Source organism: Streptomyces solincola, assembly GCF_002982015.1.
Taxonomy (GTDB): Bacteria; Actinomycetota; Actinomycetes; order Streptomycetales; family Streptomycetaceae; genus Streptomyces; species Streptomyces solincola.
Genome location: NZ_PVLV01000308.1, coordinates 1 through 7,112 on the forward strand (window position 1 = coordinate 1; position 7,112 = coordinate 7,112).

The window sequence follows — 7,112 nt, forward strand, 5'->3', positions numbered from 1 at the left end:
GGTAATCCGGTGACACATCACGTGAAGAGTGGAACGGAAGAAGGTGGAATAGTCCCTCTACCGTTCACAGCGTCCTCGCTGTGTGTGTTTCAAAGGAACCTCATCCGCAGACCATGACGGTCCTTGGACGGGGTATCAACATATCTGGCGTTGACTTTTGGCACGCTGTTGAGTTCTCAAGGAACGGACGCTTCCTTCGTACTCACCCTCTCGGGCTTTCCTCCGGGCAGTTTCCCTTCGGTACTTCTTTTCATTCGGTACTTCGTGTTTCCAACCTTACCATATTCGCTTTCCGTTCCGTTTCCGGTCTGGAATGTGAATCCGGTGGCCGTTGGAGGGCCTTTGCCTTTCGGCGTGTTCACTACGTTAGACCATTTCCCCCGCCGATTCATAATCGAGCCGGCCGGAGCGAAATCCGTGCACGGCAAGGCATGACGGAAGTCGTCCTCAATGAAGAGGAGGAAGATCGCTGTGGTGGGTTTTGTCGCTCCCGGGGTGCTCGAACGGCACGCCCGGCTCTTGCGGCTCGGTCGACATTAGGCGGTCGGGACAGCGAAGTCAAGCCTCGTCAAGACCTCCGCCGCCGCGGCGTGTGCGCCCGGTAGGGGCTGACGGTGGGGTCGCCGTCGATCCAGTAGCGCCAGGGGTGGGTGGCGCCGTCGCCGCCGACGCCGGTGCGTGGTCCGCTGCTGACCTGGTCAGCGGGCACGGAGCCGCCGGTGAGGACGGCGAGCGGGGCGTGCGGGCCGGCGCAGGCGTCGGCGCCGTCGAGGGTGCGGTCGACGTCCAGGGCGGTCGCCAGACGGGCCGGCCCTTTGGCCAGTTCCTTGTCGGATCGGGCCGAAAGCCTGCGCCTGCGGGCGAGTTCGTGGCCTTCCCGTACCTCCCCCGCGCGCAGGAGGACACCGCTCGCGCTGCCCTCGGGGCCGCAGACCAGGTTCAGGCAGTGCCACATGCCGTAGGTGAAGTAGACGTAGGCGTGCCCGGGCGGTCCGAACATCACGGCGTTGCGGGCGGTGCGTCCCCGGTAGGCGTGCGAGCCGGGGTCGGTCTCGCCGGCGTACGCCTCTACCTCGGTGATCCTCAGTTCGATGGGGCCGTCGTCGGTGCGGCGGACCAGCGTGCGTCCGAGCAGGTCGGGGGCCACGTCCAGGACGGGGCGGTCGAAGAAGTCCCGCGGCAGCGGCGTACGGTCGGGGCGTTCGGGGCTCTCGATCATGTCGTCCGAGCGTACTGGCGGCGTGCGGTGGGCAGTGGCTGCTCGGCGCGGCCCGGCGCCGGCCCGCGCGGGAACCGGTCGGGAGTCTGGTGCGTATGCGCCTGTGAAGGACTGACGAGAGAGGGAGTGGAGATGGCGTTCAGGAAGCTGCTCGCGAGCCTGGGGGCCGGCGGCGCGTCGGTGGAGACGGTGCTGACCGAGTCGAACGTGGTGCCCGGCGGTGTGGTGCAGGGCGAGGTGCGCATTCAGGGCGGTTCGGTGGAGCAGCGCGTCGAGGCGCTGTCCGTGGGTTTGCAGGCGCGGGTCGAGGTCGAGGGCGGTGACCAGGAGGTCAAGCAGGACATCGAGTTCGCCAAGGTGAGGCTGGGCGGGGCGTTCGATCTCCAGGCGGGCGCGGTGCACGTGGTGCCGTTCGGGCTGGACATCCCGTGGGAGACGCCGGTCACCGCGGTGGCGGGGCAGCACCTGCGCGGTATGGACATCGGGGTGCGCACCGAGCTGGAGATCGCCCGGGCGGTGGACTCGGGCGACCTGGACCCGATCACCGTGCACCCGCTGCCGGCGCAGCAGGCGATCCTGGACGCCTTCATCCAGCTCGGTTTCCGCTTCAAGGCGGCGGACATGGAGCGGGGGCACATCCGCGGGACGCGGCAGCGGCTGCCGTTCTACCAGGAGATCGAGTTCTTCGCGCCGCAGCAGTACCGGGGGCTGAACGAGGTCGAGGTCACGTTCGTCGCGGACGGCCGCGAGATGGACGTGGTGCTGGAGATGGACAAGAAGCCGGGGCTGTTCGCCGAGGGCAGCGACTCCTACCGGGCGTTCCAGGTGGGGTTGGAGGACTTCCGGGGCACCGACTGGGTGGCGTACCTGAACCAGTGGCTCGCCGACGTCGGCGGTCGTCGTAACTGGTTCTGATTCCGGTCATCCTGGGTACCGGGGGCCGGGTGCCGGGTCGGCCGTGACGGTCCGACCCGGCGGCAGTCGATCGATTACGGAGGTTCACACGTGGCCGAGGGGCAGAGGGCTCCGCTCCCTCACGACTTCCATCCGTCCGTGCCGTCGTTCACGGTGGTGAGCGATGACCTGGCGCACGGGGGCGAACTGGCCGACGCCCAGGTGCAGGCGGCCGGGGACACCTCGCCGCATCTGCGCTGGGAGGGTTTCCCGGCGGAGACCAAGAGCTTCGCCGTGACCTGCTTCGACCCGGACGCGCCGACGGGCAGCGGCTTCTGGCACTGGGTGGTGTTCGACATCCCGGCGTCGGTGACGGAGCTGCCGGCCGGTGCGGGCGGCGGGAAGTTCGAGGGGCTGCCGGAGGGCGCGGTGCACGCGCGCAACGACTACGGCTCCCGGGAGTTCGGGGGCGCGGCTCCGCCGCCGGGTGACCCGGCGCACCGGTATGTCTTCACGGTGTACGCGGTGGACGAGGAGAAGCTGGGTCCGGACACCGAGGCGTCGCCGGCGGCGGTCGGGTTCAACCTGCGTTTCCACACGCTGGGCAGGGCGCAGCTCGTGGCGGAGTACGCGGCTCCGGCGGAGGGCTGACGCCGGTCCGGTCCGGTTCCGGGCCGGGTCCCGTCCACTTTCGCGTCGGGTCCGGGTTCGGGCCGGTTGTTCTCCCGTTGTTTGCCCGCTTCTGGTCTTGGAGAGATCAGAAGCGGGCATTTTTCGTTGTCGTGGGCCCGGTCGGTCGCGTTATGGGCCGGCGGGGGCGGGACGGGAATATTGCGTTGTCCTGCTTTCGGGCCCCGGCCAGAGTTGGTCCGAGTCCGCCGGGGGGCGGACCGGCACACGGGAGGTGGGCAGGATGCGGGACACTCTGGTACTCAATGCGAGCTTCGAGCCGCTGTCGACGGTGACGCTGAACCGTGCGGTGGTGCTGGTGCTCACGGACAAGGCCGTGGTGGAGCAGGAGCACCCGCGGCTGCGGATGCGTGCGGCCGCCGTGGAGTTGCCGGTGCCGCGGGTGATCAGGCTGTGCCGCTACGTACGGGTGCCGTTCCGAAGACAGGCTCCGTGGTCGAGGCGGGGGGTGCTGGTGCGGGACCAGCACCGGTGCGCGTACTGCGGGCGGCGGGCGACGACGGTGGACCACGTGGTGCCGCGGGCGCAGGGCGGCGGGGACACCTGGCTGAACACGGTGGCGTCGTGTGCGGAGGACAACCACCGCAAGGCGGACCGGACGCCGGAGCAGGCGGGGATGCCGCTGCTGCACCAGCCGTTCGTGCCGTCCCCGGCGGAGGCGATGCTGCTGGGGCTGCGGAACGCCGAGCGGGTGCTGCTGCCGGAGTGGCTGGCGGCCGGCGGGGCCCCGGTGGCGGGGGCCGGCGGGGTGGCGACGGCGGCGGCCTGAGGTGTGCGGGGGTCGGCGGGTGACCGCGGGCCCCTTCCTCGTACGACGTCAGCCCTTGTACGACGTCAGCGCAGCAGGAGCTGGACGATGGCGAGGGTGCCGACGACGAGGATGATGCCGCGCAGGACGGTGGGCGGCAGGCGGCGGCCGACGGTGGCGCCGATCTGGCCGCCGATCGTGGAGCCGACGGCGATGAGCACGACGGCGGTCCAGTCGAAGTGGGCGACGAAGAGGAAGAACAGCGCGGCGATGCTGTTGACGATGGCCGCGAGGACGTTCTTGACGGCGTTGAGGCGCTGGAGGGTGTCGTCGAGCAGCATGCCCATGAGGGAGAGGTAGATGATCCCCTGGGCGGCGGTGAAGTAGCCGCCGTAGACGCTGGCCAGGAGCAGGGCGGTGAACAGCAGCGGGCCGCCGGTCTGGGTGCTCTCGGTCTCGCGGAGCTCGCGGCGGCGCTGGACGGCCCGGCTGATGCGGGGCTGGAGGATGACCAGGACCAGGGCGAGGGCGACGAGGACGGGGACGATCGTCTCGAAGGCGGTGGAGGGCAGCAGCAGGAGCAGGACCGCTCCGCCGAGTCCGCCGATGGCGGCGGCGATGCCCAGGCGCAGGATGCGGCGGCGCTGGCCGGCGAGTTCGGCGCGGTAGCCGATGGCGCCGCTGATGGAGCCGGGGATGAGGCCGAGGGCGTTGGAGACGGTGGCGGTGACCGGGGGCAGTCCGGTGGCCAGGAGCACCGGGAAGGTGATGAGCGTTCCGGAGCCGACGATGGTGTTGATGGTGCCGGCTCCGATGCCCGCGGCGAAGACCGCGAGCATCTCCCAGATGGTCAAGGTGGGCCCTTCGTTCGTACGTGATCGGTGCCGGTCGCGTCCGGCACCGATCATGCACGAAGGGCGGGTGGGTCAGTCGACCGGGGGTTCCTCGCGGCGCTGCGCCGGGGGGCCGGCCTTGCCGCTGCCGCCGCCGGTGTTGAAGCCGGCGGCGCCGTTGCCGAGGTTGCCGAAGGCGCCGGAGAGGCCCTTGAGTGCGTCGCCGATCTCGCTGGGCACGATCCAGAGCTTGTTGGCGTCGCCTTCGGCGATCTTGGGGAGCATCTGGAGGTACTGGTAGGAGAGGAGCTTCTGGTCCGGGTCGCCGGCGTGGATGGCCTCGAAGACGGTGCGGACGGCCTGGGCCTCGCCCTCGGCGCGCAGGGCGGCGGCCTTGGCCTCGCCCTCGGCGCGGAGGATGGCGGACTGCTTCTCGCCCTCGGCGGTGAGGATCTGGGACTGGCGGATGCCCTCGGCGGTGAGGATGGCGGCGCGCTTGTCGCGGTCGGCGCGCATCTGCTTCTCCATCGAGTCCTGGATGGAGGTGGGCGGTTCGATGGCCTTCAGCTCGACGCGGTTGACGCGGATGCCCCATTTGCCGGTGGCTTCGTCGAGGACGCCGCGCAGGGCCGCGTTGATCTCCTCGCGGGAGGTGAGGGTGCGCTCCAGGTCCATGCCGCCGATGATGTTGCGCAGGGTGGTGACGGTGAGCTGCTCGATGGCCTGGATGTAGCTGGCTACCTCGTAGGTGGCGGCCCGGGCGTCGGTCACCTGGTAGTAGATGACGGTGTCGATGTTGACGACCAGGTTGTCCTGGGTGATGACGGGCTGGGGCGGGAAGGGGACGACCTGTTCGCGCAGGTCGATGCGGTTGCGGATGGAGTCGATGAACGGGACGACGATGTTGAGGCCCGCGTTGAGGGTGCGGGTGTAGCGTCCGAAGCGCTCCACGATGGCCGCGCTGGCCTGTGGGATGACCTGGATGGTCTTGATCAGGGCGATGAAGACAAGCACCACCAGAATGACCAGGACGATGATGACCGATGGCATCGTGCTTCCCGTGCCCCTTCGCTGCCGGTTGCCGGTCGCTGCCGGTTGGCTCTGACTCGTGATCGAGGACTCTTCTTGATCGAGATCGAGTTTCCCAGATGCGCGGGCGTGCGTGTGCCCCTTCGGCCGAAGGGGTGTCAGGCGGCCGTCAGATGACGACGGCGGTGGCTCCGTCGATCTCGGCGACGTCGACCTTCTGGCCGGGCTCGTAGACCGCGTCGGCGTCCAGGGCGCGGGCGGACCAGATCTCGCCGGCGAGCTTGATGCGGCCGCCGTCGCCGTCGACCCGTTCCAGGACGACGGCCTGGCGGCCTCTCAGGGCGTCGACGCCGGTGGCGTGCTGGGGGCGGGCGTCGCGGTGGCGGGCGGCGATGGGCCGCACCACGGCGATGAGCGCCACGGAGACGACGACGAAGACCAGTACCTGCGCGACGACGCCGAAGCCGAGGGCCGCGGTGACGGCCCCGGCTATCGCGCCGAGGGAAAACATCCCGAACTCCGGCATCGCGGTGAGCACGAGCGGGATGCCGAGCCCCACCGCGCCGATCAGCCACCACACCCATGCGTCGATGTCCACCAGGTCATGGTAGGTGGCCGGGGCGGGGCGGGACAGGGCGCGGTGGGCTCCCGCCGGTGTGCGACGCCCCGTCAAGGGGTGCGCGGTGAACGGCTGTTCGGTGCCGGGAGTCCGGTCAGGAGAGCGGGAGGCCCTGGGCGGTGTAGCGCTCGCCGACGTGCTCGACCACCAGGGGCAGACCGAAGCAGAGGGAGAGGTTGCGGGAGGTCAGCTCCATCTCCATGGGGCCGGCGGCGAGGACCTTGCCCTGGCGGATCATCAGGACGTGGGTGAAGCCCGGGGGGATCTCTTCGACGTGGTGGGTGACCATCAGCATGGAGGGGGCGTAGGGGTCGCGGGCGAGCCGGCCGAGGCGGCGCACCAGGTCCTCGCGGCCGCCGAGGTCGAGGCCGGCGGCGGGCTCGTCGAGGAGCAGCAGTTCGGGGTCGGTCATCATGGCGCGGGCGATGAGGGTGCGCTTGCGCTCGCCCTCGGAGAGGGTGCCGAAGCGGCGGTCGAGGTACTCGGTCATGCCGAGCCGGTCGAGGAAGGCGCGGGCCCGCTCCTCGTCGACGGTGTCGTAGTCCTCGTTCCAGGTGGCGGTCATGCCGTACGCGGCGGTCAGCACCGTCTCCAGGACGGTCTGGCGCCTGGGCAGCTTGTCGGCCATGGCGATGCCGGCCATGCCGATGCGGGGGCGCAGGTCGAAGACGTCGACCCGGCCGAGCTGCTCGCCGAGGATGCGGGCGGTGCCGCGGCTGGGGAAGAGGTAGCTGGAGGCGACGTTGAGGAGGGTGGTCTTGCCGGCGCCGTTGGGGCCGAGGATCACCCAGCGCTCGCCTTCCTTGACCGACCAGGAGACGTCGTCCACCAGAGCGCGTCCGTCGCGGACCACGGATACGTCCACCAGCTCCAGTACATCGCTCATGAGCGCGTTGTCTCCCCTTTGCGGTCGGGTCTCTCGTCGGCGCGTGCGCCGGTGGGCGCGGCGTCCAGGGAAAACCTACGCCACCGGTGGAGCGGCCCGGGCGCGAGGGCCGGATCCGGCCATCGGATCCGGCCATGGGCGGCCTGGGTCGGGGGGCGGGGCCGGGATCTAGGCTGGGGGGATGCTCTCGGAAC

The 7,112-nt window shown here is 70.1% G+C and carries 8 protein-coding genes; 3 read left to right on the forward strand and 5 right to left on the reverse strand.

Annotated elements, in window-relative coordinates:
- Window positions 1-568: 568 nt before the first annotated feature.
- On the reverse strand, window positions 569-1,219 hold the full coding sequence (locus C6N75_RS19950; RefSeq protein ID WP_105870279.1) for a DNA-3-methyladenine glycosylase: 651 nt from the start codon (window positions 1,217-1,219) through the stop codon (window positions 569-571).
- A 132-nt stretch (window positions 1,220-1,351) separates the two neighbouring features.
- On the opposite strand from C6N75_RS19950, the gene C6N75_RS19955 reads away from it, so the two are divergent.
- From C6N75_RS19955 to C6N75_RS19965, 3 genes are all read left to right on the forward strand, one after another.
- Window positions 1,352-2,134, forward strand: coding sequence for a sporulation protein (locus tag C6N75_RS19955; protein WP_105870286.1), 783 nt, complete (start codon window positions 1,352-1,354; stop codon window positions 2,132-2,134).
- 90 nt (window positions 2,135-2,224) lie between these two features.
- Window positions 2,225-2,764: a YbhB/YbcL family Raf kinase inhibitor-like protein gene (locus C6N75_RS19960; protein WP_105870280.1), complete on the forward strand. Its 540-nt coding sequence runs from the start codon at window positions 2,225-2,227 to the stop codon at window positions 2,762-2,764.
- A gap of 262 nt (window positions 2,765-3,026) precedes the next feature.
- On the forward strand, window positions 3,027-3,572 hold the full coding sequence (locus tag C6N75_RS19965) for an HNH endonuclease (protein ID WP_105870281.1): 546 nt from the start codon (window positions 3,027-3,029) through the stop codon (window positions 3,570-3,572).
- Between the two features lie 65 nt (window positions 3,573-3,637).
- Here C6N75_RS19965 and C6N75_RS19970 read toward each other — a convergent pair whose 3' ends face one another.
- The 4 genes from C6N75_RS19970 to C6N75_RS19985 form a co-directional block, all read right to left on the reverse strand.
- Window positions 3,638-4,405 carry a sulfite exporter TauE/SafE family protein gene (locus C6N75_RS19970; protein WP_105870282.1) on the reverse strand — a complete coding sequence of 256 codons (768 nt, stop codon included), beginning with the start codon at window positions 4,403-4,405 and terminating at the stop codon, window positions 3,638-3,640.
- A 72-nt stretch (window positions 4,406-4,477) separates the two neighbouring features.
- Entirely contained in the window at window positions 4,478-5,434 is a 957-nt protein-coding gene (locus C6N75_RS19975) for an SPFH domain-containing protein (protein ID WP_105870283.1), read from the reverse strand.
- A gap of 148 nt (window positions 5,435-5,582) precedes the next feature.
- Window positions 5,583-6,011 (reverse strand): NfeD family protein, encoded by a 429-nt coding sequence (locus C6N75_RS19980; protein WP_105870284.1) that lies wholly within the window; start codon window positions 6,009-6,011, stop codon window positions 5,583-5,585.
- 115 nt (window positions 6,012-6,126) lie between these two features.
- Window positions 6,127-6,918, reverse strand: a complete 792-nt coding sequence (locus C6N75_RS19985; protein WP_105870285.1) for an ABC transporter ATP-binding protein — start codon at window positions 6,916-6,918, stop codon at window positions 6,127-6,129.
- Window positions 6,919-7,112: the final 194 nt, after the last annotated feature.

What these genes read in the sequence shown, in the direction of transcription:
- C6N75_RS19965 (WP_105870281.1), top strand. Translation starts at nt 3,027, where the DNA reads ATGCGGGACACTCTGGTACTCAATGCGAGCTTCGAGCCGCTGTCGACG.
- C6N75_RS19975 (WP_105870283.1), bottom strand. Translation starts at nt 5,434, where the DNA reads ATGCCATCGGTCATCATCGTCCTGGTCATTCTGGTGGTGCTTGTCTTC.
- C6N75_RS19950 (WP_105870279.1), bottom strand. Translation starts at nt 1,219, where the DNA reads ATGATCGAGAGCCCCGAACGCCCCGACCGTACGCCGCTGCCGCGGGAC.
- C6N75_RS19955 (WP_105870286.1), top strand. Translation starts at nt 1,352, where the DNA reads ATGGCGTTCAGGAAGCTGCTCGCGAGCCTGGGGGCCGGCGGCGCGTCG.
- C6N75_RS19985 (WP_105870285.1), bottom strand. Translation starts at nt 6,918, where the DNA reads ATGAGCGATGTACTGGAGCTGGTGGACGTATCCGTGGTCCGCGACGGA.